The sequence below is a fragment of the Rhizobium altiplani genome, assembly GCF_001542405.1.
Classification (GTDB): domain Bacteria; phylum Pseudomonadota; class Alphaproteobacteria; order Rhizobiales; family Rhizobiaceae; genus Rhizobium; species Rhizobium altiplani.
In genome coordinates, this window is the sequence record NZ_LNCD01000012.1 from 74,604 (window position 1) to 96,342 (window position 21,739).

General features: G+C 60.2%; 17 protein-coding genes. 10 read left to right on the plus strand and 7 right to left on the minus strand.

The genetic code is table 11. The features are described 5' to 3' along the window. Positions 1-63 precede the first annotated feature (63 nt). The 4 genes from hemB (at position 64) to AS026_RS02760 (ending at position 3,455) form a co-directional block, all read left to right on the plus strand. A complete protein-coding gene (hemB, locus tag AS026_RS02745) occupies positions 64-1,077 on the plus strand; it encodes a porphobilinogen synthase (RefSeq protein WP_018116894.1) in 1,014 nt (337 codons plus the stop codon). A gap of 75 nt (positions 1,078-1,152) precedes the next feature. Further along, entirely contained in the window at positions 1,153-1,611 is a 459-nt protein-coding gene (locus tag AS026_RS02750; protein WP_018116893.1) for an RDD family protein, read from the plus strand. A 179-nt stretch (positions 1,612-1,790) separates the two neighbouring features. Further along, positions 1,791-2,567: an arginyltransferase gene (locus tag AS026_RS02755; protein WP_018116892.1), complete on the plus strand. Its 777-nt coding sequence runs from the start codon at positions 1,791-1,793 to the stop codon at positions 2,565-2,567. Continuing rightward, on the plus strand, positions 2,568-3,455 hold the full coding sequence (locus AS026_RS02760) for a DMT family transporter (RefSeq protein WP_062368593.1): 888 nt from the start codon (positions 2,568-2,570) through the stop codon (positions 3,453-3,455). Here the strand turns inward: AS026_RS02760 and AS026_RS02765 are convergent. Further along, positions 3,394-3,927, minus strand: a complete 534-nt coding sequence (locus AS026_RS02765) for an SRPBCC family protein (RefSeq protein ID WP_018116890.1) — start codon at positions 3,925-3,927, stop codon at positions 3,394-3,396. The two genes, AS026_RS02760 and AS026_RS02765, sit on opposite strands and share 62 nt — an antisense overlap. Before the next feature lie 132 nt (positions 3,928-4,059). After that, positions 4,060-6,315 (minus strand): DNA topoisomerase IV subunit A, encoded by a 2,256-nt coding sequence (parC, locus tag AS026_RS02770; protein ID WP_062368594.1) that lies wholly within the window; start codon positions 6,313-6,315, stop codon positions 4,060-4,062. A gap of 236 nt (positions 6,316-6,551) precedes the next feature. On the opposite strand from parC, the gene AS026_RS02775 reads away from it, so the two are divergent. Beyond that, the gene (locus AS026_RS02775) at positions 6,552-7,739 is read left to right on the plus strand and encodes a YdgA family protein (protein WP_062368595.1); all 1,188 of its coding nucleotides are present in this window, start codon (positions 6,552-6,554) and stop codon (positions 7,737-7,739) included. 80 nt (positions 7,740-7,819) lie between these two features. Here AS026_RS02775 and AS026_RS02780 read toward each other — a convergent pair whose 3' ends face one another. Continuing rightward, positions 7,820-8,464 carry a TetR/AcrR family transcriptional regulator gene (locus AS026_RS02780; RefSeq protein ID WP_062368596.1) on the minus strand — a complete coding sequence of 215 codons (645 nt, stop codon included), beginning with the start codon at positions 8,462-8,464 and terminating at the stop codon, positions 7,820-7,822. Positions 8,465-8,530: 66 nt separating this feature from the next. On the opposite strand from AS026_RS02780, the gene AS026_RS02785 reads away from it, so the two are divergent. After that, positions 8,531-9,697, plus strand: coding sequence for a serine hydrolase domain-containing protein (locus AS026_RS02785; RefSeq protein ID WP_062368597.1), 1,167 nt, complete (start codon positions 8,531-8,533; stop codon positions 9,695-9,697). A 59-nt stretch (positions 9,698-9,756) separates the two neighbouring features. Here AS026_RS02785 and aspS read toward each other — a convergent pair whose 3' ends face one another. Next, positions 9,757-11,547 carry an aspartate--tRNA ligase gene (gene aspS, locus AS026_RS02790; protein ID WP_018116885.1) on the minus strand — a complete coding sequence of 597 codons (1,791 nt, stop codon included), beginning with the start codon at positions 11,545-11,547 and terminating at the stop codon, positions 9,757-9,759. A gap of 268 nt (positions 11,548-11,815) precedes the next feature. On the opposite strand from aspS, the gene AS026_RS02795 reads away from it, so the two are divergent. The 4 genes from AS026_RS02795 (at position 11,816) to AS026_RS02810 (ending at position 17,055) form a co-directional block, all read left to right on the plus strand. Then, positions 11,816-13,207 carry a multicopper oxidase family protein gene (locus AS026_RS02795; RefSeq protein ID WP_062368598.1) on the plus strand — a complete coding sequence of 464 codons (1,392 nt, stop codon included), beginning with the start codon at positions 11,816-11,818 and terminating at the stop codon, positions 13,205-13,207. Between the two features lie 83 nt (positions 13,208-13,290). Further along, positions 13,291-14,436 carry a ribonuclease D gene (gene rnd, locus AS026_RS02800; RefSeq protein WP_018116883.1) on the plus strand — a complete coding sequence of 382 codons (1,146 nt, stop codon included), beginning with the start codon at positions 13,291-13,293 and terminating at the stop codon, positions 14,434-14,436. Positions 14,437-14,583: 147 nt separating this feature from the next. Further along, a complete protein-coding gene (locus tag AS026_RS02805) occupies positions 14,584-15,651 on the plus strand; it encodes an adenylate/guanylate cyclase domain-containing protein (protein ID WP_025661237.1) in 1,068 nt (355 codons plus the stop codon). A 45-nt stretch (positions 15,652-15,696) separates the two neighbouring features. Further along, the gene (locus AS026_RS02810; RefSeq protein WP_062368599.1) at positions 15,697-17,055 is read left to right on the plus strand and encodes an esterase-like activity of phytase family protein; all 1,359 of its coding nucleotides are present in this window, start codon (positions 15,697-15,699) and stop codon (positions 17,053-17,055) included. An 87-nt stretch (positions 17,056-17,142) separates the two neighbouring features. On the opposite strand, the gene AS026_RS02815 is transcribed toward AS026_RS02810, so the two are convergent. The 3 genes from AS026_RS02815 to AS026_RS02825 form a co-directional block, all read right to left on the minus strand. Next, complete coding sequence (locus AS026_RS02815; RefSeq protein ID WP_062368600.1) at positions 17,143-17,763, minus strand: YdeI/OmpD-associated family protein; 621 nt, start codon at positions 17,761-17,763, stop codon at positions 17,143-17,145. A gap of 233 nt (positions 17,764-17,996) precedes the next feature. Continuing rightward, on the minus strand, positions 17,997-19,520 hold the full coding sequence (gene ppx / locus AS026_RS02820) for an exopolyphosphatase (RefSeq protein WP_062368601.1): 1,524 nt from the start codon (positions 19,518-19,520) through the stop codon (positions 17,997-17,999). A gap of 12 nt (positions 19,521-19,532) precedes the next feature. Continuing rightward, complete coding sequence (locus AS026_RS02825) at positions 19,533-21,737, minus strand: RNA degradosome polyphosphate kinase (RefSeq protein ID WP_025661241.1); 2,205 nt, start codon at positions 21,735-21,737, stop codon at positions 19,533-19,535. Between the last annotated feature and the right edge of the window lie 2 nt (positions 21,738-21,739).

The window sequence follows — 21,739 nt, forward strand, 5'->3', positions numbered from 1 at the left end:
TTTCGGCCACGCCATGATAATGAGCGCTTCGACTATTGGAATGGCAGAAAGCTGGAAACCACCATGCAGGACAAGACCCATCTCGTCGACGAGATTACCGGCCATCGGCGCATGCGCCGCAATCGCAAGGCCGATTGGACGCGGCGCCTCGTGCAGGAGAACCGCCTGACGGTCGACGACCTGATCTGGCCGGTTTTCGTCGTTCCCGGCACGGGCATCGTCGAAGCGATCCCGGCGATGCCCGGCGTCAACCGCATGAGCGTGGATAGGCTGGTCGAAGCCACCAAGGAAGCGGCCGATCTCGGCATCCCTGCGATCGCGACCTTCCCGAACATCGAAATGGAACTGCGCGACGAAACAGGCTCGAACAGTCTTGAAACCAACAATCTGATCAACCAAGCGACAATTGCAATCAAGAAGGCGGTGCCCAATATCGGTGTCATCACTGACGTCGCGCTTGACCCCTTCACGAGCCATGGCCACGACGGGATCCTGCGACAGGGCGAGATCGTCAACGACGAGACGGTCGATCAGGTTGCGCGCGCGGCCGTCATGCAGGCCGATGCCGGCTCTGACATCATTTCGCCGTCGGAGATGATGGACGGCAGAATCGGCGCCATCCGCCGCGCCCTTGACGCTGCCGGGCACCAGAATGTTGGTATTATGAGCTACGCCACCAAATTCGCCTCGGCATTCTATGGCCCCTACCGCGAGGCGATCTCCACCGGCGGTCTGCTCAAGGGTGACAAGAAGACTTACTACATTGATCCGGCAAACGGCACCGAAGCCATCCGCGACGCCGCGCTTGACGTGGAGGAAGGTGCCGACATGCTGATGGTCAAGCCGGGCCTGCCTTATCTCGACATCTGCTGGCGCATGAAGGAAGCCTTCGGTCTGCCGACCTTCGCCTATCAGGTTTCGGGGGAGTACACGCAGATCAAGGCGGCCGCGATGAACGGCTGGATCGACGGCGAGCGCGCCATGCTGGAAACCCTGCTCTCGTTCAAGCGTGCGGGCTGCGACGGCGTCCTCACCTACTTTGCAGTCGAGGTGGCAAGAATCCTAGCCAGGCGCTGATTGCGCGCCAATATTGCATTTGAGGGAAGCGATACCATATCAACGGCATCGCTTTTTCGAAAGGAGACCGTAACGATGACGCTCACGCCCAATCCGCTCTATGCTGCACCGGACGACTGGCGCGCCTATAGCGGCACGCTGAGCCGTCGTGTCTTCGCATTCATCCTCGACTACGTGATCATTCTGCTGCTCTGCATACCGGCGGCGGTCATTCTTTTCTTCCTGTCGATCGTCACACTGGGGCTCGGATTCTTTCTCTACCCGGCGCTGTTCGTGATCGTTGCAGGCCTGTATTTCGGCTTTACGGTGGGCGGTTCCCAGCAGGCCTCATTCGGCATGCGCGCAATGGGCATTGCCATCATCCGCGTCGACGGGCAGCCGATGGACTTCCTGACGGCCATCGTTCACCTGGCGCTTTTCTGGATCCTGAACTCAGTCCTGACGCCGCTGATTCTGCTGGTTGGCCTGTTCACCGAACGCAGCCGGTTGATCCACGATTTTCTGGTTGGCACCGTCACGGTACGCACCGCCTGATCAGGCTCGCCACAAGCTAAAATAAACGCTGCTCCCGACCTTTGCCGGGAGCCTTTCGACGCCATATCCAAAAGTATGACGCGCGACATCGGGCAGGAGAACGGCCCCGCTGTTGACGTTTTTTATTCTTAAGTCATCCTGTCAGATAAGCAGCGAACCAAAGGAAATCTCCGCAACAGATGAATACGCAGACGACGCCATCACCGCAGTTCTACCTGACTGCTCCGGCTGCGTGCCCCTATCTGGCCAACGAGATGGAACGTAAGGTCTTCACGCATCTCGTCGGTCCCCGCGCAGCGGAGATGAACGATATCCTGACACAGGGCGGCTTTCGCCGGTCGCAGAACATCGCCTATCGTCCGGCCTGCGAGGCCTGCCGCGCCTGCATTTCCGTGCGCATCCTCGCACAGGAATTCCTGCCGACGAAGTCGATGAAGCGCGTGCTGGCAACGAACGCCGACATCATCTCCACGGAATTCCCTGCCCAACCTTCCAGCGAACAATATTCGCTGTTCCGACGCTATCTCGATTTTCGCCACCAGCAGGGCGGAATGTCCGACATGACGGTGCTCGACTATGCCATCATGGTCGAAGACACCCATGTGAACACCAAAATCATCGAGTATCGGCTTCGAAAGGAAGGGACGGGCCTGGAAGAGCGCCCGACCGGCGAGCTCTTGGCCGCCGCCCTGACCGATACCATGAGCGATGGCCTGTCCATGGTTTATTCCTACTTCAACCCTGACATGGATCGCCGCTCCCTTGGCACGTTCATGATCCTTGATCACATCAGGCGCACAAAGGCCTTGGGTCTTCCACACGTCTACCTCGGCTACTGGGTTCAAGGGTCGAGGAAAATGGACTACAAGACTCGCTTCCAGCCGCAGGAGCATCTGACTTCGCGCGGCTGGGAACGTTTCGATCCCTCCGTATTGCCCGAAAGCCCGCGCTACTAAATGCTCCTCCCCTCCCTTTCCGATCATCGGAAAGGCCTGCTGCTGACGGCAATCGGCGGCTTGGCTCTTTCCATGGACATTCCACTGGTGCGGCTTGCTCACGGCGACATGTGGTCGATCCTGGGCATGCGCAGCATCACGACGGTCGCCGCCGCGCTGCTGGTGATCTGTCTTATCAGATACGCCAAGGGAGCATGGCCCGTGCTCGTGCCCGGCAGGCACGGCCTTGCGACGGGACTGCTCTACGGCTGCTCGACGCTGACCTTCCTGCTTGCCGTCTTCAACACGGCGACGGCCAATGTGGTTTTTATCGTCGCGTTCAATCCGATGTTCGGCGCTCTCTTGTCATGGATTTTTCTCAAGGAACGTCCCACGGCATCCACGCTCGTCACCATGGCGGTCATGGTGTTCGGTGTTGGCCTGATCGTGCATGATGGATTGGCCGGCGGCCATCTCTTCGGCGATGCCATGGCACTTCTCAGCGCCTTTATCCTCGCATCGGCGATAACCATTGCCCGGGCGTCGCGTCGGGAAATGGGCTTCGTGCCCTTGCTTGCCGCCGCCCTGCCGGCGGCCCTCGGCTTTGCAAAGGCCCTGCCGGTCGGGCTAGCTATAGAGAATCCAGCCTGGATCATCCTCAACGGTACGCTTCTGATGCCGGTCGCCTTTTGGTGCCTAGCTACCGGACCACGCTATCTCTCCGCGCCTGAAGTCGGCATGTTCTATCTGCTCGAAACCATCCTGGCTCCGATCTGGATATGGCTGATCTTCGCGGAAGCCCCACCGACGATGACGCTCGTAGGCGGCACGATCCTGGTCTGCGCGATTATGCTGCACTCGCTTTGGATGGTTCGGCGGAAGCCTGCGCGACAATCTCTGGCACACTGACCACCTGCATCGCATCGAGTTCGCGCTCGAGCCCCTGCATGACGTGGACCCAGCCCTTCCGCGTCTCTTCTTCGAACTGGCCCCATTGGGCGCACATTTCGTGCGAGAGCGTCAACCGCGTGCCTTCGGCGAGCGGTTCGATGTCGATCTGTATTCGATCCGCATTGTGATCATGCTCGGCTGCCGAGAAGCAGAAGACCATCCGCCGCGGTCGGCGCAATTCGAGAAATACGCCGTAATGCACCGCATCGCCTGTCGGACGTCGGTCGATGACGAGAAAATGTCCGCCGACCTTTGGATCGATGTCGGCTCGGATAACGCGGCCTTCGTCGCTTGCGAAAAGGAAGCGTTTGGCGATCTGAGGGTTCAGCCATGCGTCGTAGACGGCGCAGGGCGAGGCATTGAATGTATGCGCAACGTTCAAGGTGATGGTATTGCAAGCACTCATCAACAATCCTCCGTGATCGGACATGGCACTCTCCAGGAGCACCACACTCGATCATTCCGTCCGCCTGCGGAATGACGTCTGTCCATGTTGTGATTACAGGCCAGAAGTAGAGGAGTTGCCCCGCTCGCCAAGTGCGAGGCTCAGAATTATTTTCGCTTAGCCGGCAAACTTACCGCTGCGCGGGAAGCCTTTCGGAACGGTCCGACCAGCGGTGGCGCGATCGCCAAGCCATTCGGCAAGCTCGTCCATGTTCTTCGTGAAGGTGCGGCCCGCGCTGTCTTCCCAGACGAGGCCGTCTGATATTGCGAAGCAGCGTACGTCGGAAATGCCGCCATCCTTGTAGCGCTGCAGGCGGACGCCCTTGCCGCGACCCATTTCCGGGACCTGCAATAGCGGGAAGACGAGCAGTTTGCGATTGTCGCCGACGACAGCGACATAGTCGCCACTGACGGGAACGATCAGCTTCGTCTCATCAGGCATGGAGACATTCATGATCTGCTTGCCCTTGCGGGTATTGGCGACCATGTCGGTCTCGGCAACAACGAAGCCGTTGCCCGCCGTCGAGACGATCATCTGCTTGCGGGCAGGATCGTGAACGAAGGCGGTCAGGACGTCCTGATCGTTGTCCATATCGATCATGATGCGCAGCGGTTCGCCATGACCTCGACCGCCGGGCAGCTTGTCGCCGCCAAGTGTGTAGGCCTTGCCACCGGTGGTGATGATCAGGATCTTGTCGGTCGTCTGCGCAGGGAAGGCAACCTTCAGCGCGTCGCCTTCCTTGAAGGTCAGGGTTGCGGTGTCGGAGATGTGCCCCTTCAGAGCGCGTATCCAGCCCTTTTCGGAGACGACGACGGTGATCGGCTCCTTCTCGATCATCGCCTGCTGGATAGCCTGCTCGTCGGCTTCCGGCGCGTCGGCGAACTGGGTGCGGCGACGGCCGAGCTCGGTCGCCTTGGCGAACTTCTTCTTCACTTCGCCGATTTCCCAGGCGACGGTCTGCCACTGCTTTTCTTCCGATGCCAGCAGGGCCTCGATCTCGCCCTTCTCCTTGGTGAGTTCGTCGAACTCGGTGCGAATCTCGAACTCCTCGAGCTTGCGCAACGACCGCAGCCTCATGTTGAGGATCGCTTCGACCTGATTGTCGGTCAGGGACCAGCGCGCGATCATCACCGGCTTCGGCTCGTCCTCTTCGCGGATGATGCGAATGACCTCATCGATGTTGAGGTAGGCGATGAGCAAGCCGCCGAGGATTTCCAAGCGGCGGTCAATGGCCGCCAGGCGGAAGCGCGAGCGGCGCTGCAGCACTTCGCGGAGATGGTCGAGCCACTCCTTCAGGACCTCGTTCAACGCCATGACGCGCGGGATGCGGCCCATGGAGAGAACGTTCATGTTCAGCGGGAAGCGGCTTTCCAATTCCGTCAGCTTGAACATCGATTCCATGAGGATCGTCGGATCGACCGTCCGGTTCTTCGGCACCAGCACGACGCGGACATCTTCGGCGGACTCGTCGCGAATGTCCTCGAGCAAGGGCAGCTTGCGCGCCAAGAGAAGTTCGGCGATCTTTTCGATCAGGCGGGACTTCTGTACCTGGAACGGGATTTCGGTGACGACGATCTGATAACCGCCGCGGCCAAGATCCTCGGTCTCCCACTTGGCGCGTGTACGGAAACCGCCACGGCCAGTCTTATAGGCCTCGATGATGCTTTCACGGCCATCGATGATGATGCCGCCGGTCGGGAAATCCGGACCGGGAATAAACTCGACCAGCTTCTCGACGGTAGCATCGGGATGCTTGATGAGATGGAGGGCCGCGTCGCAGAGTTCGTGGACATTGTGCGACGGAATGGACGTCGCCATGCCGACTGCAATGCCCGACGAGCCATTCGCCAGCAGGTTCGGAAAGGCGCCCGGCAGGACGACCGGTTCTTCGTCTTCCTCGTTGTAGGTCGGGCGGAAATCGACCGCGTCCTGATCGATACCCTCAAGCAAGAGGCCGGCCACATCCGTCATGCGCGCTTCGGTGTATCGATAGGCGGCAGCGCTGTCGCCGTCGATATTGCCGAAATTGCCCTGCCCGTCGACGACAGGGTAACGCTGTGAGAAATCCTGCGCGAGACGCACGAGCGCATCGTAGACAGACTGGTCGCCATGCGGATGGAACTTACCGATGACATCGCCGACGATACGAGCACATTTCTTGAACGCGGAATTGGGCCGAATGCCCATTTCGCTCATGGCGTGAATGATGCGGCGATGCACCGGCTTCAGACCGTCGCGCACGTCAGGGAGCGCACGATGCATGATCGTCGATAGCGCATAGGCCAAGTAACGCTCTTCAAGCGCCGCCTTCAAATCGACCGGAAGGATACTGTCGTCGTCTCCGCCAGAGGGCGGCAAAATCTCTTGTCCCATATGTCCTGACTAGCCGAGATGGTTGTTTTGAGCAAGGAATCCGGGCATTCCGGCTGTGGATGAAGTCTTGGCGCACGAGAAAAGAATGACCCGAGACGCTTTGCCTGAATTTCGTCGTTGTTTCGTTTTCCCTTCAACACAAATTTAGAAATCCGTAAATATAAACCACGACCGAACCACAATAGACCGACGGCGAATTCTCGCTCGCCGCACAACGCCGCCACCAGAGGACCCAAATGACTTTTTACCGGACGACACGGCTGATGCTTTCGAGCGTCGCCTTTCTTTCTCTCGCCGGCTCGGCTTTCGCGCTCGACGGCCAGGATCTGCTGAAGAAGATCAACGCAGCCTATAGCCAGCAGGGCGGTACCATCGTTGCCGACGGCGTCGATGTCAACGGAACCACCGTGACGCTGAAGAAGGCAAGCTTCAAATCAAACAGCGGCGAAGCGGTGTCCATCGGCGACATCACCATGACCGGCGTAGAAGCAGACGAGGATGGCAGCTACTATGTCGAGGAAGCATCCTTCCCGAACGTCAGCGCCACGAGTGAAGGCTCCACCTTCACGGCATCCGACCTGACCCTGAGCGGCATTTCGATCCCCGCGGATCCGAAGGGCGAAGGGCTCGACGCAATGCTCCTCTACGAAAATGCCCACAGCGGCCCCGTGAAGGTTATCCAGAATGGAGAGGAATTGTTCTCTCTCGCCGAAAGCGACCTCAATCTGACGCTTCGCGAAGATGAGTCCGGCTTCGATTTCGATGGTGCCTTCAAGGGCTTGAAGGCCGATCTCAGCAAGGCAAGCGACGCACAGAGCAAGGAAGCAATCGAGAAGCTTGCCCTCCAGCATATCCAGGGCGACATCACGATGAAGGGCGCCTGGGACCTGACGCCCGGCACGATCGACGTTTCCGAGTTCGCCTTCGACTTCAACAACGTCGGCAAGCTGAACCTGGCCTTCAAGATCTCCGGCTATACGATGCCCTTCGTGAAGTCTCTGCAGGAAGCCGCCAAGCAGGCCGAAGCGAACCAGAACAAGGAAGAGGCGCAGCAGGCCCTCGGTCTCTCGATGCTCGGGCTAATGCAGCAGCTGTCGTTCGAGAGCGCCCAGATCCGCTTCGACGACGCTTCCATCACCAAGCGTGCGCTCGACTACGCCGGTGGCCAGCAGAACATTTCCGGCCAGCAGATGGCGGACTCGCTGAAGGCAATGACGCCGATCATGCTGGCACAGCTCAACATTCCGGAGCTGCAGAACGCCATATCGGCAGCCGTCAACACCTTCCTCGACAACCCGAAGAGCCTGACGCTTGCCGCCGCACCGGCGAAGCCCGTTCCGTTCCCGATGATCATGGGCGCTGCCATGGGCGCACCGAACACGCTGCCGCAGGTGCTTGGGGTCAAGGTTTCGGCGAACGACTGATGCGCCGAGCTTGAGTTTTTGAAACCCGGCGCGCACTTGCCCGCCGGGTTTCTTTGTTTTTGCAAGGTGGTCGCTGCCGGTTAGGCGGCGTAGCAGCGTAGCTCGTTCATAGCGTGCCCGACCATCTCCAGCAGTTCTGCAGTCGTGGCACCGTCACGCGCCTGTACCGACATGCCCTGGACGATCGCACCGAGGAAGCGCGCAAGCGATCCAGCGTTCGCATCCTGCCTGATATCCCCTTCCTTCATGCCGCGCTCGATGCGAGCGGTGAACAGGCCAAGCGTCTGCAATCGCAACGACGCGACGTGGTGCGCAATGTCCCCGCTCTCGGAAGCACAGTTCAGAACTGCAGTGGAAATCATGCACCCCTTGGGATGTTCCGGGGCGGTGAATAGGGCAGCCGATGTCTCGAGGAAGCGCCTGAACGTCGACACTGTATCGATCTTTTCTTCGAACGGATTGCCGGGATTCGGCCGCGGCATGCGCCGGTACTGATTCAACGCCTCGCGATAGAGTTCCGCCTTCGAGCGGAACGCCGCATAGAGGCTTTGCGGGGTGATCCCCATCGAGGCGGTCAGATCGGCAATCGAGCTGCCGTCATAGCCGTGCTCCCAGAAGACGTCGCGCGCGGCCGAAAGAACCGTTTCGCGATCGAAGGCCGGCGGGCGGCCGCGCTTTCTTTGTCCGCTATCTCGTGCGTCGTCATTATTTTTCACAATGGTCACTCTAGAAATATTTCTCGATCCGGTTTATTCAGGAACGGTCATTGTGATTATAGGAGGTTCGATCCGATGAGTCTTCCCCTTGAACCCCAGGATGCACAGCAGACAGTCGGCTTCGCGAACGCGCTCGATGCGGTGATCGACCGCACCATCGCCGCAAAGCGCCTCGTCGGTGCGGTGGTCCTGATCGCCCAAGACGGTGATATCGTCTATAGCCGCACCGCCGGCCTGGCCGACCGCGAAAGGGGACAGGCCATGGCCGAGGACACGATCTTCCGGCTCGCCTCGATCACCAAGCCGATCGTCACGATCGCCGCCATGCGGCTTGTCGAGGAAGGCCGCATCGGCCTCGACGACCCAGTGACGAAATGGCTGCCGGATTTCCGCCCGCGTCTTGCCGACGGCACGGAACCGGTCATTGTCATCCGGCATCTGCTCACCCATACATCCGGCCTCAGCTATGGCTTCACCGAGGAAGGCGGCCCCTATGCCCGGGCCGGCATTTCCGACGGCCTCGATCAGCCCGGCCTGCCGATTGCCGAAAACCTGAAGCGGCTTGCGAGCGCCCCTCTTCTCTTCGCGCCCGGTTCGAACTGGCAATATTCGCTCGCCATCGATGTCATCGGCGGCGTCATCGAGAAAGAGACCGGCAGTTCGCTCGGCGAGGCGGTGGCAAGACTGGTGACCGAGCCACTCGGCCTGGCTGACACCGCCTTTGCGGTGCGCGACCGGGATCGGCTGGCCGCCGCCTATATGAGTGCCTCGCCGCAGCCGGAGCGGATGGGCAAGGAAGCGTCCGTGCGGGCGCTGACCGGTTTCGTGAGTTTCGCGCCGGACCGCATCTTCGATCCGAACTCCTATCATTCCGGCGGCGCCGGTATGGCAGGAACGGCAGGCGAGGTGTTGGCGGTTCTGGAGACGATCCGCAAGGGTGGCGCGCCGCTTCTCTCGCCCGAGACGGTCAAGACCATGATGGCGGATCAGGCGAACGGCGTGCGCCAGCCTCTCGATCCGGGCGTCGGCTTCGGCTTCGGCTGGGCGGTGGTGACCGATCCGGTCGCCGCACAGGTGCCGTGGTCGAAGGGGACGATCCGCTGGGGCGGCGCCTACGGCCACAGCTGGTTTGTCGATCCCACAAAGAAACTGAGTGTCGTGGCGCTGACGAATACGACACTGGAGGGGATGTGGGGGCAGTTTACGGTGGATCTGCGCGACGCGATCTACACAGCGCTCTGAAGCCAGAAACAAAAGAAGCCCGACGCGCGCCGGGCTTCTTTTCAATCATGTACTCTGCCTCAGTCCTTCTTGACCGGCGGGATCGGGCGGATCGCCAGTTCGCGCAGCTGCGTCGGCGTTGCCGGTGTCGGTGCGCCCATCAGCAGATCCTGCGCCTGCTGGTTCATGGGGAACAGCGAGATCTCGCGCAGGTTCTTGGCGCCGACGAGCAGCATGACGATGCGGTCGATACCGAATGCAGCACCACCGTGCGGAGGCGCACCGTACTGGAAGGCGCGGTAGAGGCCGCCGAAACGATCTTCCACGTCCTGCTGGCTGAGGCCGACCTTCTCGAAGGCGGCGACCATGGTTTCCGGCGACTGGTTACGGATCGAGCCCGAAGCGATTTCGAAGCCGTTGCAGACCGCGTCGTACTGATAGGCCTTGATGCCAAGCGGATCCTGGTTCATCAGCGCGTCGAGGCCGCCCTGCGGCATCGAGAACGGGTTGTGGGCGAAGTCGATCTTCTTTTCTTCCTCGTTGTATTCGAAGAACGGGAAGTCGACGATCCAGCACAGCTCGAAGCGGTCGCGGTCGATGAGGTTCAATTCGTCGGCGGCGCGGTTACGGGCTTCGCCTGCGAACTTGTAGAACTTGGACGGCTCGCCAGCGACGAAGAAGCAGGCATCGCCCGCATCAAGGCCAAGCTGCGTGCGGATCGCTTCGGTGCGCTCCTCGCCGATGTTCTTGGCGAGCGGGCCGGAGCCGCCGATCTTGCCGTCTTCTTCCTTCCAGAAGATGTAACCGAGGCCGGGCTGGCCCTGGCTCTGCGCCCAGGCGTTCATACGGTCGCAGAATGCGCGCGAGCCGCCGGTCTTTGCCGGGATCGCCCAGATCTCGACCTTCGGGTTCGAGGCGATCATGCCCGCGAAGACCTTGAAGCCAGAGCCGGCGAAGTGATCGGTGACGGCTTCCATGACGATCGGGTTGCGCAGATCCGGCTTGTCGGAACCGTACTTGCGGATCGCTTCGTCGTAAGGAATACGCGGCCATTCCTTGGTGACTGGCTTGCCTTCGGCAAATTCCTCGAAGATCGAGGTCATCATCGGACCCATGGTGTTCCAGATGTCTTCCTGCTCGACGAAGCTCATTTCGAGGTCGAGCTGGTAGAACTCGCCCGGCAGGCGGTCGGCGCGCGGGTCTTCATCGCGGAAGCACGGGGCGATCTGGAAGTAGCGGTCGAAGCCGGCGACCATCAGCAGCTGCTTGTACTGCTGCGGTGCCTGCGGCAGGGCATAGAAGGTGCCGGGATGAATGCGTGATGGCACCAGGAAGTCGCGCGCACCTTCCGGCGAGGAGGCCGTCAGGATGGGCGTCGTGTATTCGGTGAAGCCAATATTGCCCATCTCGCGACGCATGGCAGAGATCACCTGCGTGCGCTTGACGATGTTCTTGTGCAGCGTTTCGCGGCGCAGGTCGAGGAAGCGGTACTTCAGGCGCACGTCTTCGGGATAATCCGGCTCGCCGAAAACAGGCAGCGGCAGTTCCTTGGCGGCGGAGAGAACTTCGATCTCCTGCGCATAGAGTTCGATCTCGCCGGTTGCCATGTTCTTGTTGACCGTGTCTTCGGTGCGCGCCTTCACGAGACCGTCGATGCGGATGACCCACTCGCCACGAACCAGTTCAGCCTGCCTGAAGGCCGGAGAGTCCGGATCGGCGACGACCTGTGTAATGCCGTAGTGGTCGCGAAGGTCGATGAAGAGAACGCCGCCATGGTCACGAACACGATGGACCCAGCCGGAAATCCGGACGTTCGCGCCGACATCCGACTTGCGGAGGGCTGCACATGTGTGGCTGCGATAGCGATGCATAATCTCAATTCCCGGTATTTGGCTTAAGACGGCAGCAAGGGGCTCTGATGGCTCTCCCGTACCGACAAGAAAATCGGGCGGAAAAGCGCATGGACGGCCTGATTTGTCAAGGGTTGGCGCACCGAGTCTGCGCTTTGCGAGCGGTTATAGCAGCAGTGCAACCCGTGCTGGTGAACAGCCGTGCGGCAGTTTAACAGCCTCGCACCATATTGCTGAAACTCTCGGTCAACTTTAAAGAGGAGCGATATCGTTCGTGTGGAGCCTCGAAATGCCTCTTCTCACTCGCCGCAATCTGCTGAAAGCGTCTGCAGTCGCAGGTGCCTACGGCGTAGGGATCGGGATCGCGGGCAAGTTCGGGCTGGCGGAGGCTGCACCCGCGCCGCAGGTGCTGAAGGCCGTGAAGACGACCGCTGGTATCACCGACGCAGGCATCACGAGGGACATCATGACCTGGGGCGATGGCGGCATGCCGCCCATCTTGCGAATGACGAAGGGGAAGCCTTTTGCTGCCAGGCTCACGAATACGCTCGACGAGCCGACAACGATCCACTGGCACGGTCTGAGAATCGCCAACAAGATGGACGGGGTGCCTTTCCTGACACAGCCCTACGTCTATACCGGCGACAGCTTCGACTACGCCTTCACCCCGCCGGATGCCGGCACCTTCTGGTACCACCCGCATTGCAACACTCTGACGCAAATGGGTCACGGCATGACAGGCCTTCTCGTGGTGGAGGATCCTGATGACCCCAAATTCGACGCAGAGGTCTTGCTCAACCTGCGCGACTGGCGCCTCGGCGGCGATGGTCAATTCATTGCGGCTTTCCGCCCGCGCGACGCGGCAAAGAGCGGCACCTACGGCACTGTCAGGACAGCCAATTGGCGTCAGGAGCCCCAATATGATGCGCCCGCCGGCGGCCTTGTTCGGCTGCGGATCGCCGCGACCGACGTCACCCGCATCTTTTCGTTGAGGATGCAAGGGGCCGAGGCGACGATCATCGCGATCGACGGCAATCCGGTGCCAAAACGTTTCTCGCTCGATCTGCTGCTGATCGGCCCCGGCCAGCGTCTCGATCTCGCCGTGCGGATGCCGGATAGCGAGGGCGCCATTGCCGCGCTTGAAGACATCCGCGGTACAACACCGAAGACGATCGCCAAGCTTCGAGCCGTCGGAACATCGCTGAAGCGCAATGTCGGCGATCTCGCCGCGCTCGGCGAGAACCCTGTGGCCAAGGCCGACCTGTCTTCCGCAGAGAAGATCCCGCTTGTCCTCAGCGCCACGGCAGAAAGCGGAGCGGCCGACAGCATCTGCGGCACGCTGGGCTACAACTTCTGGGCCATCAACAAGGTGCCGTGGCCGGGTGATGGGCCGGATCCGACGGCGCCCCTGGCAGAGCTGAAGCTTGGCAAAAGCTACATCCTGCAGCTCGAAAACGTGACGCCGCACACGCACCCCATCCACCTGCACGGCATGAGTTTTACGGTCCTGTCGTCATCGACGCGGGATGTCACGCCCCTTGTCAGCGACACTTATCTCGTCCAGCCTGACGAAAAGGTGCAGCTCGCCTTCGTGGCCGATAATCTCGGCGACTGGGTGCTGCATTGCCACATCATCGAACATCAAAAGACCGGTATGACCAGTTATGTTAGAGTTGTTTGACAGGTCTTTGCGGGTTCTAGTTGACATATCCGGCCGAAAGGAGAAGGAAGGTTCAACTATGTCTATCCTGCGAATGAATTGAGATGATCGAAACTACCGCCGATTTGGAGGCGGCCTGCAAAGAGCTGGCCAAGTCAGAATTCATTACCATCGACACCGAGTTTCTCCGAGAGACGACGTTCTGGCCGGAACTCTGCCTGATCCAGATGGCAAGCCCGACGACCGAGGTGCTGGTCGACCCGCTCGCCAAGGGCCTCGACCTCCGGCCGTTCTTCGAGTTGATGGCCAATCCGGCCGTCCTAAAGGTCTTCCATGCCGCGCGCCAGGATATCGAAATCATCTACAACCGCGGCGGACTGATCCCGCATCCGATCTTCGATACGCAGGTTGCCGCGATGGTTTGCGGTTTCGGCGACTCGGTCTCGTACGATCAGCTGGTCAGCCGCACAAAGGGCGTTCAGATCGACAAGTCCTCGCGCTTCACCGACTGGAGCCGCCGGCCGCTTTCTGAAAAGCAGCTGGACTATGCGCTTGCCGACGTGACGCATCTGCGCGACGTCTACCGCTATCTCAAATCCGAGCTGGAACGCGAAGGGCGATCCTCCTGGCTCCGAGAGGAGATGGACATCCTCGAGGCGCGCGAGACCTATGACATGCATCCTGATGATGCGTGGCAGCGCCTGAAAATGCGCCTGCGCAAGCCACAGGAGCTTGCCATCCTGAAATATGTCGCCGCCTGGCGCGAGCGCGAGGCCCGCTCCCGCAACGTGCCGCGCTCACGCGTATTGAAGGATGACGCGATTTACGAGATCGCCCAGCAGCAACCGAAGGACGCCGAAGGGCTCGGTCGCTTGCGAACGATCCCCAAGGGTTGGGAGCGATCGGCTGCCGGCGTAGCTGTCATCGACGCCGTCAATGCGGCCCTTGCCTTGCCAAAGGCCGAAATGCCGCACGCCCCGCGGCAGACGCAGCAGCCGGAAGGTGCTGCCGCTGCCGCCGAACTGCTTAAGGTCCTTTTAAAGCTGATCTCGGAAAAACACGGCGTCGCTCCGAAGGTCATCGCCAACAGCGAGGATCTCGACAGGATCGCAGCGGAAGGTGAAATGGCAGAGGTCGCGGCGCTGCACGGCTGGCGCCGGGAGCTTTTCGGCGAGCCGGCGCTGCAGCTTATCCAGGGCCAGGTCGCTCTCCGTTTCGTCGGCAAGAAGGTGGAGACGGTGGCGCTCTAAGCGCCATCAAGCGGACTTTTTTCGCGCATAGTCATCGCCAGATCGATTTGATCCAGGGACGCCGGCTTGGCGCGCCTTTCGGAAGCTCAGTAGTGTTCCTATATGGCTTGAGCACCCCCGGCGACACGGCACCGCGAAAAGGACGACATGAGGGAAATATCTCCAGTTCAGAACTGGTTGTTGATCGCGCTTGTTATCGCTGCGAGCGGCGTCCTCTACGACATGCGCTTCTACGGCGGCCATCCCTTCGTGGGCGCAACCTTTGCGCTGTTCATCGGTATGCCGATCATGGCCTTCGAGCGCAAGGTGATCCTGCGCGGCCTTTACCGGCGCATGCAGGCGTTGCCGACGGTGACGTTCTTCCTTGCCAAAATCTTCGCCTACGAAATCCTGATGAGCATTGGGTTCGCGGTCGCCGGCCTCTCCATGTGGTGGCTCGGCGTCTTTAGTCCGGCATCTTGGGTCAATGCCGTTGTTCTGCCCTTCGATGCCTTTCTCTATGCACTCGCCGTCTGTTCGCTCATCATCTTCGTACTGCGCATTCGCGAACTACTGGGGCGCGACATCTTCACGAGCATGCTTTTTAGCCGCTACCGGAAGCCGATCAGCGAGGAGCGCGTCTTCTTGTTCATAGACCTGGTGGATTCGACGTCCTTCGCAGAGAAGCATGGCGACCTCCGCGCGCAGCAGATGCTGAGCTCCCTGTTTGCGGCCTTCGCGGAGCCCGTGAGAAAGCACAGGGGCACCATCGACGACTACATAGGCGACGCCGCCATCATCAGTTGGCCATTGGAGCGCGGGATCAAGTTCGCGCGATGCGTGAACTGCATCTTCGACATCATCGGAGCGATAGAGGCGGATGCCGAGAACTGGTTGAAGACATACGGCCAAGTCCCTCGCCTGCGCGCCGCTCTCCACGGCGGTACGGTTATCACGGCCGAAATCGGGGTCGACCATCACAAGATCACCTATTTCGGCGACACCGTGAACACCGCCTCCCGACTTGAATCGCTCTCAAAGACGCTGAACCGGTCAGTCCTGATCTCGAGCGACCTCGCCCAGCGGATCAAGATGCCGGAGACCATCTCGGCTGAGGATCTTGGAAGCCACGCCGTCAAGGGCCGCGGCCAAAGCCTCGGCATCATTGCTCTTGCCAAGGCGGACAACCACAAGACGTCACCAAAGCTTCATGCAAGCGTCAACGCACCGACATGAAAGCCTTGGTATTCGAGACCCGCATTCCAATCATTGGGGGTTTCGATGAAAAATACTCTTCTTGCTTCTGTTTCATTTCTTTTTTTGATCGCCGGTTCAGCCGCCGCTGACCAGCAGGAATTTCCGGCAAAGCTTGCAAGCCAGGCCATTCTGCCCGCCAACACGCTCGTGGCGGCTCCCGCCGATGCGCCAGAGTTCCTCAAGCATTCCGGCAAATTCACCACTGCTGACCGCAAGCGCACCGAAGCGCTCAACAGCGTTCCCGGCAAGGACGGCGCACGCGTGACCGATCTGAAACTGCCCTTCGATGGGCAGCCGATCCAGGGCTTCTCCGGCATCAAGAGCATGCCGGACGGCACGTTCTGGACGCTCTCGGATAACGGCTTCGGCGCCAAGGCCAACTCCAGCGACGCGATGCTCTTCCTGCATCAGGTCAAGTTCGACTGGCAGGCCGGCAAGGTCGATGTCGTCAAGAACCTCTTCCTCTCCGATCCGGACAAGAAGGCCCCCTTCCCGATCGTGCTCGAAGGTGCCGAAAACCGCTATCTGACGGGTGCGGACTTCGACATCGAATCCGTGCAGCCCGTCGCAAACGGCTTCTGGATCGGCGAAGAATTCGGACCGTACCTTCTCAAGTTCGACACCGAAGGCCGCCTGACCGACGTTATTGCGACCACGGTCGATGGTAAGCCGGTCATGTCGCCCGACAATCCGGTGCTTTCCATCCAGGCAAACCCGACCGCGAAGACGCCGGTCTTCAACCTGAAGCGCTCGGGCGGCTTTGAAGGTCTTGCTATGTCCAAGGACGGCAGCAAGCTCTATGGCCTGCTGGAAGGCGCGCTTTATCAGGACGACGGCAAGATGGAATCGGTTGACGGCCACACCGCCATCCGCGTCATCGAATTTGACACTGCTTCCAAAAGCTGGACCGGTCGTACGTGGTTCTACCCCTTCGAAGACAAGGGCGTTTCGATCGGCGACTTCAACATGCTCGATGGCTCGACCGCACTCGTGATCGAGCGCGACAACGGCGCTGGCACCAAGGACAAAGCCTGCGCCGATCCCAAGCAGCCGAAGCCGGATTGCTTTGAAGCCCCAGCCGAACTCAAGCGCATCTACAAGATCGAATTCAACGACGCCAACGTCGGCAAGGCTGTTCGCAAGATCGGCTACATCGACCTCCTGAACATCAAGGACCCCGACAACAAGAAGAAAGCCGGCAGCAAGGATGGCGTCTACGACATGCCGTTCGTGACGATTGAGAACGTCGATCGCGTCGATGCCACGCACATCATCGTCGGCAACGACAACAACCTGCCCTTCTCGGCCGGCCGCGCCGTCGATAAGGCCGACAACAACGAATTCAGCCTGCTTGAAGTCGGCGAACTTCTGAACGCGAAGTAAGTCTCGGGCTTCGCCAAGAAGCCCCGCTCGGAAGGGCGGGGCTTCATTGACCGGAATGCTCGATCTACGGACGTTCGAAAGTTCGGCTCAGCGCTCGGTCGCGCCCTTTCCGGCGATAATGTGATCGCGAAACTTCACAATGCGTGACGTGCGCGTAACGGACGTCTTTGCCCCGCTGAGATTGATCACGTAGCTCTTCTGTCGCCCGGGCGTCAATTCGTGAAAGGCTTCTGCAAGTTCAGGGTCGGAATCCAATGCCTCGACCAACTCGTCAGGCAATTCGAGTTCGCTTTCTTCCTTTGGCGGTTTAATGCCTGCCTCTGCATATCCCATCGCCTCCTTAAGGTAGGACAGGATGACAGGTTCCATCTTTGCCACTTGGGCGTTGTCCACAAAGCGGATCATGTCGGGATGCCGGGTATTCGGCCCCTGCTTCTCGAGAACGCCTTCGGGATCGTTCATGAGCGCTGCGTTGAAGAAAGTGGCGCGAAAGTCGCTACGAAAGGCACCGAGGATCACGATATTACGGCCTTCGTGCATGTAGCAGGGATGCGCCCATTTCACCGTCTCGACGAGCCCGGCCTCGAGGCAAATTCGGCGAAGGTCGTTCAGGCCGTCGATCCATTGCCGCGTCGAACAGTCCGGAGTCGCAAAGCGCTCGCAGCGTCCGCATCCCTTCGTGAAGAAGTCCTCGATATCTGTGATCATGTCTCTGCCCGCATTTCGTTTGTGTCATTGGCCAGTTGAAGCATGTCAAACAGATACGTCAACCTAGCCGATAGCCGCCGGACTGCGCTACGCTGCATGCATCGGCAATATTTGCGGGCCAGGCATCGGGGCATGCGGTCTCCCGCTATCCGCAGCGCCAGCCTTCTGATCACCGGACGTCGATGGGCCATCCGTTGGTCGGGTTTCGCGGAACGTCAGTTCCGCGCCGAGTGCTATTCGAAGCGGAAAGCCAGACGCTTGTCCGCCAGCTTGGCAAGCTGCTGCAGCCGGCCATCGAGACGCTCACCTGCAAAGTCGTGATATTCCGCCGGCACTACGAACTCCAGGTCGAGATCGGGCTTGGACGATTTCTGGAAGGTGAGATTGCGCACGACGCCGGGCATCGATGCCGAAAAGAGATAGACGACACGCAGCAGGCCGCCGAGGAGCTTGGCGCGCTCGATAAATCGCGACGTTGCGATCGTACCAAGAGGCCCCGTGGCGCCGTCGTCATAAGGCCCTTCGAACCTGTAGTAGTTCGTCAGCGCAATGAAGGCGCGGCCAGGATGGCTGATGCCGACAAAGGATGAGTGAGCGATAATGTTCAGCGCCTGCAGGCCGCGGTAATCGGGATGCGCGCGCCAGCTGATGTCGGCAAGCAGACACGCAGCCTGGCGATAGCGCGCCTCCTCTTCCGTCTCCGTGATGCCGAAATAGGGCATCATGCGGCCCGTCCAGTCCGCCAGCTCCCTGGCGTGTTCCGGCGAACGGGCGCGCAGAATGGCGAGTTCGCCAGCGGCCGCCAGCAGTGGATCGCTGCGGCGCTCGCTCTCGGAGAGCAATGAATAGAGGTAGCCTTCGCGCACGCCCTGCCCCGAGAACGAGATGACAGACGGTTTCATCGCGGTCAGGACTTCCTTCATGGCAACCGCGCCGAAGGGAAGCAGCGCGCGGCGATGCTTCGAAACGGCCATCCACGCAGGATCCTTCGAGTCCTTGGCAATCTCCACCTGATCGAGGAATTGCATCATTGCATCGAACGGAACCTCATAACCCTGCATCATGTGCAGCGGATATTCCGTCATTTCCATGTGCAGCTTCGCGATGTTTCGCCAGGTACCGCCAACGGCATAGAAAGTGCGCCCAGCCCCCTTCGCCAGCAGCTTGGAACTTGTTTTCACATGCTTGCGAGCAAACGTCCTGGCCTTCTCCATCGAGCCGCCGGCATATTCGGACAGACGAAGCCCACCGAGCGGCAAGGTAACCCCCTTGCCGACTTCCTTGCCCTTGATGTCAATCAATTCCAACGAACCGCCGCCGAGGTCACCGGCAATACCGTCTGGCGCATAGAAGCCGCTGACAATGCCGAGGGCGGAGAATTTCGCCTCTTCCTCGCCGGATAGAACACGGACCTTGCGCTGAAGAATGGTCTCGGCCTGATGGATGAAGTCGGGGCCGTTCGATGCTTCGCGGGCAGCCGCGGTCGCGAGAACGTACATGGTGGCAGCGCGCGCCTGATCGGACAAAGCCTTGAACCGGTGCAAAGCCGCCAGAGCGCGCTCGACGCTTGCCTCGTCCATCTTTCCGGTCAGCGCGATGCCCCGTCCGAGGCCGCACAACACCTTTTCGTTGAAAAGGATCGTCGGCGATCGGGACATGCCTTCATAGATGACCACACGGATCGAGTTCGACCCGATGTCGACGACGGAGACCGGGGCAATACCGGGAAGGCGCCCCTGGGCTTCTGATTCAACCATGCAGGTCCAATATTACTTGTTGTTTCGGCCAGAAAGCAGACCGGCGATCAGCTTGGGTGCACTGGATTTCAAGGCTTCGCCACGGCCGGACAGGCTGGGGTTGGTCATGAAATACTGCTGCGCATTGAACGGCTCTTCGCCCTTGCGCACTTCCATGCGCCTTGACGTTCCGTCGGGCAATATCTCGTAGCTTTGCTGGTTGTCAATGATATTGCCGAGCATAATCTGTGACAGGACCTGCTCGTGAACCGTCGGATTCTTCAAGGGCACCAGCGTTTCGACCCGGCGATCGAGGTTACGCGGCATCATGTCGGCCGAGCCGATATAGACCAGCGCCTTGTCCGACGGCAGCCCGTGACCATTGCCGAAGCAGAAGATGCGGCTATGCTCCAGGAAACGGCCTACGATCGATTTCACGCGGATATTTTCAGAGAGACCGGCAACTTGTGGACGCAGGCAGCAGATGCCGCGGATCACGAGATCGATCTCAACGCCGGCGCGGCTTGCCGTGTAGAGCGCGTCGATGATCTCCGGGTCGACAAGCGAATTCATCTTCATCCAGATCGCCGCCGGCGCACCACCCTTGGCGTGTTTGATCTCCTCGTCGATGTGACGAAGGATTCGGGTGCGTAGCGTGTAAGGCGAGACCGCAAGCTTCATGCTTTCTTCCGGTTCGCCATAGCCGGTAATGAAGTTGAAGATGTTCGCCATGTCGTGGGCGACCACCGGATTGCACGTGAAGAACGACAGGTCGGTATAGATCTTCGCGGTGACCGGATGATAGTTACCGGTGCCGAGATGGCAGTAGCTGCGCAGCTTGCCCTCTTCCCGCCGGACGATCAGCGACATCTTGGCGTGGGTCTTGAGCTCGATGAAACCGAAAACGACCTGTACGCCGGCGCGCTCCAGATCGCGGGCCCAGCGAATATTTGCCTCTTCGTCGAACCGTGCCTTCAGCTCCACCAGAGCGGTGACAGACTTCCCGGATTCGGCCGCGTCGATCAGCGCACGCACAATCGGGCTGTCGTTCGACGTGCGGTAGAGCGTCTGCTTTATCGCCAGGACGTCAGGATCGCGCGCAGCCTGGAGCAGGAACTGGACCACCACGTCGAAAGACTCGTAGGGATGGTGAACCACCATGTCCTTTTCGCGGATGGCAGCGAAGCAGTCGCCGGCGTGCTCGCGGACGCGTTCGGGAAATCGCGCATTGTAGGGGGGAAATCGAAGGTCGTCGCGCGGTGCCTTGGTGATCTCGGAGAGAGTGTTCAACGCAAGGAGGCCCGGCAAAACCGCGACGCGATTGTCGGGAACGTTCAGCGCCTGCACGACGAACTGGCGCAACGACGCCGGCATTTCGGAATCGGTCTCGATGCGGATCACCGATCCACGGCGGCGGCGCTTCAGCGCGGTTTCGAAGAAGCGCACGAGGTCTTCGGCCTCTTCCTCGACTTCGATATCGCTGTCGCGGATGATCCGGAACGTACCCGAGCCCTGCACTTCGTAGCCGGGATAGAGCCGGTGAATGAAGACGTTCGTCACGTCCTCAAGCGTGATGTAGCGGATCGTATTGCGATCATCCGGCAGGCGAACGAAGCGGTCGAGAGCCGGAGGCAGGCGCAGCAGCGCTGTCATCGGTTCGCGGCCGCTCTTGCTGACAAGCTGCAGGCCGATCGAGAAGCCGAGGTTCGGGATGAAGGGGAACGGATGCGCCGGGTCGATGGACAGCGGTGTCAACACCGGGAAGATCGCCTGCTCGAATTCTGTCGCGAGCCACGCGCGATCGGATTCGCTGAGAGCTCCCGGACGCACGATCAGGATGTCTTCCTTGGCAAGGTACTGCTGGAGCACGGCCAGCGATGCCTGCTGCTCCATCTGCAGATTGTCGATCTCCTGGAGGATAGCATCGAGCTGTTCGGCCGGCGTCTTGCCGTCCGGCGAGCGCATCATAATATTCTGACGTACCTGCCCTTCCAGACCGGCAACGCGCACCATGAAGAATTCGTCGAGGTTTGCGGCCGAGATCGACAGGAAGCGGACCCGCTCGAGCAGGGGATGCTCAGTGTTCAGCGTTTCCTCGAGAACACGGCGATTGAACTGCAACCATGAGAACTCGCGGTTGATGAAGCGCTCGGGGCTGGCCAACAGTTCTTCTAGCGAAGGCGCAGTCTCATCGGTTTCCGGAGTGGGTTCGTGATGCTCCGTGACTGCGCTGTCCATGG

Bases quoted from the DNA above. Each gene is read 5' to 3' on its own strand.
- hemB (WP_018116894.1), top strand. From the start codon at position 64: ATGCAGGACAAGACCCATCTCGTCGACGAGATTACCGGCCATCGGCGC.
- AS026_RS02750 (WP_018116893.1), top strand. From the start codon at position 1,153: ATGACGCTCACGCCCAATCCGCTCTATGCTGCACCGGACGACTGGCGC.
- AS026_RS02755 (WP_018116892.1), top strand. From the start codon at position 1,791: ATGAATACGCAGACGACGCCATCACCGCAGTTCTACCTGACTGCTCCG.
- AS026_RS02760 (WP_062368593.1), top strand. From the start codon at position 2,568: ATGCTCCTCCCCTCCCTTTCCGATCATCGGAAAGGCCTGCTGCTGACG.
- AS026_RS02765 (WP_018116890.1), bottom strand. From the start codon at position 3,927: ATGTCCGATCACGGAGGATTGTTGATGAGTGCTTGCAATACCATCACC.
- parC (WP_062368594.1), bottom strand. From the start codon at position 6,315: ATGGGACAAGAGATTTTGCCGCCCTCTGGCGGAGACGACGACAGTATC.
- AS026_RS02775 (WP_062368595.1), top strand. From the start codon at position 6,552: ATGACTTTTTACCGGACGACACGGCTGATGCTTTCGAGCGTCGCCTTT.
- AS026_RS02785 (WP_062368597.1), top strand. From the start codon at position 8,531: ATGAGTCTTCCCCTTGAACCCCAGGATGCACAGCAGACAGTCGGCTTC.
- aspS (WP_018116885.1), bottom strand. From the start codon at position 11,547: ATGCATCGCTATCGCAGCCACACATGTGCAGCCCTCCGCAAGTCGGAT.
- AS026_RS02795 (WP_062368598.1), top strand. From the start codon at position 11,816: ATGCCTCTTCTCACTCGCCGCAATCTGCTGAAAGCGTCTGCAGTCGCA.
- rnd (WP_018116883.1), top strand. From the start codon at position 13,291: ATGATCGAAACTACCGCCGATTTGGAGGCGGCCTGCAAAGAGCTGGCC.
- AS026_RS02805 (WP_025661237.1), top strand. From the start codon at position 14,584: ATGAGGGAAATATCTCCAGTTCAGAACTGGTTGTTGATCGCGCTTGTT.
- AS026_RS02810 (WP_062368599.1), top strand. From the start codon at position 15,697: ATGAAAAATACTCTTCTTGCTTCTGTTTCATTTCTTTTTTTGATCGCC.
- AS026_RS02815 (WP_062368600.1), bottom strand. From the start codon at position 17,763: ATGATCACAGATATCGAGGACTTCTTCACGAAGGGATGCGGACGCTGC.
- ppx (WP_062368601.1), bottom strand. From the start codon at position 19,520: ATGGTTGAATCAGAAGCCCAGGGGCGCCTTCCCGGTATTGCCCCGGTC.
- AS026_RS02825 (WP_025661241.1), bottom strand. From the start codon at position 21,737: ATGGACAGCGCAGTCACGGAGCATCACGAACCCACTCCGGAAACCGAT.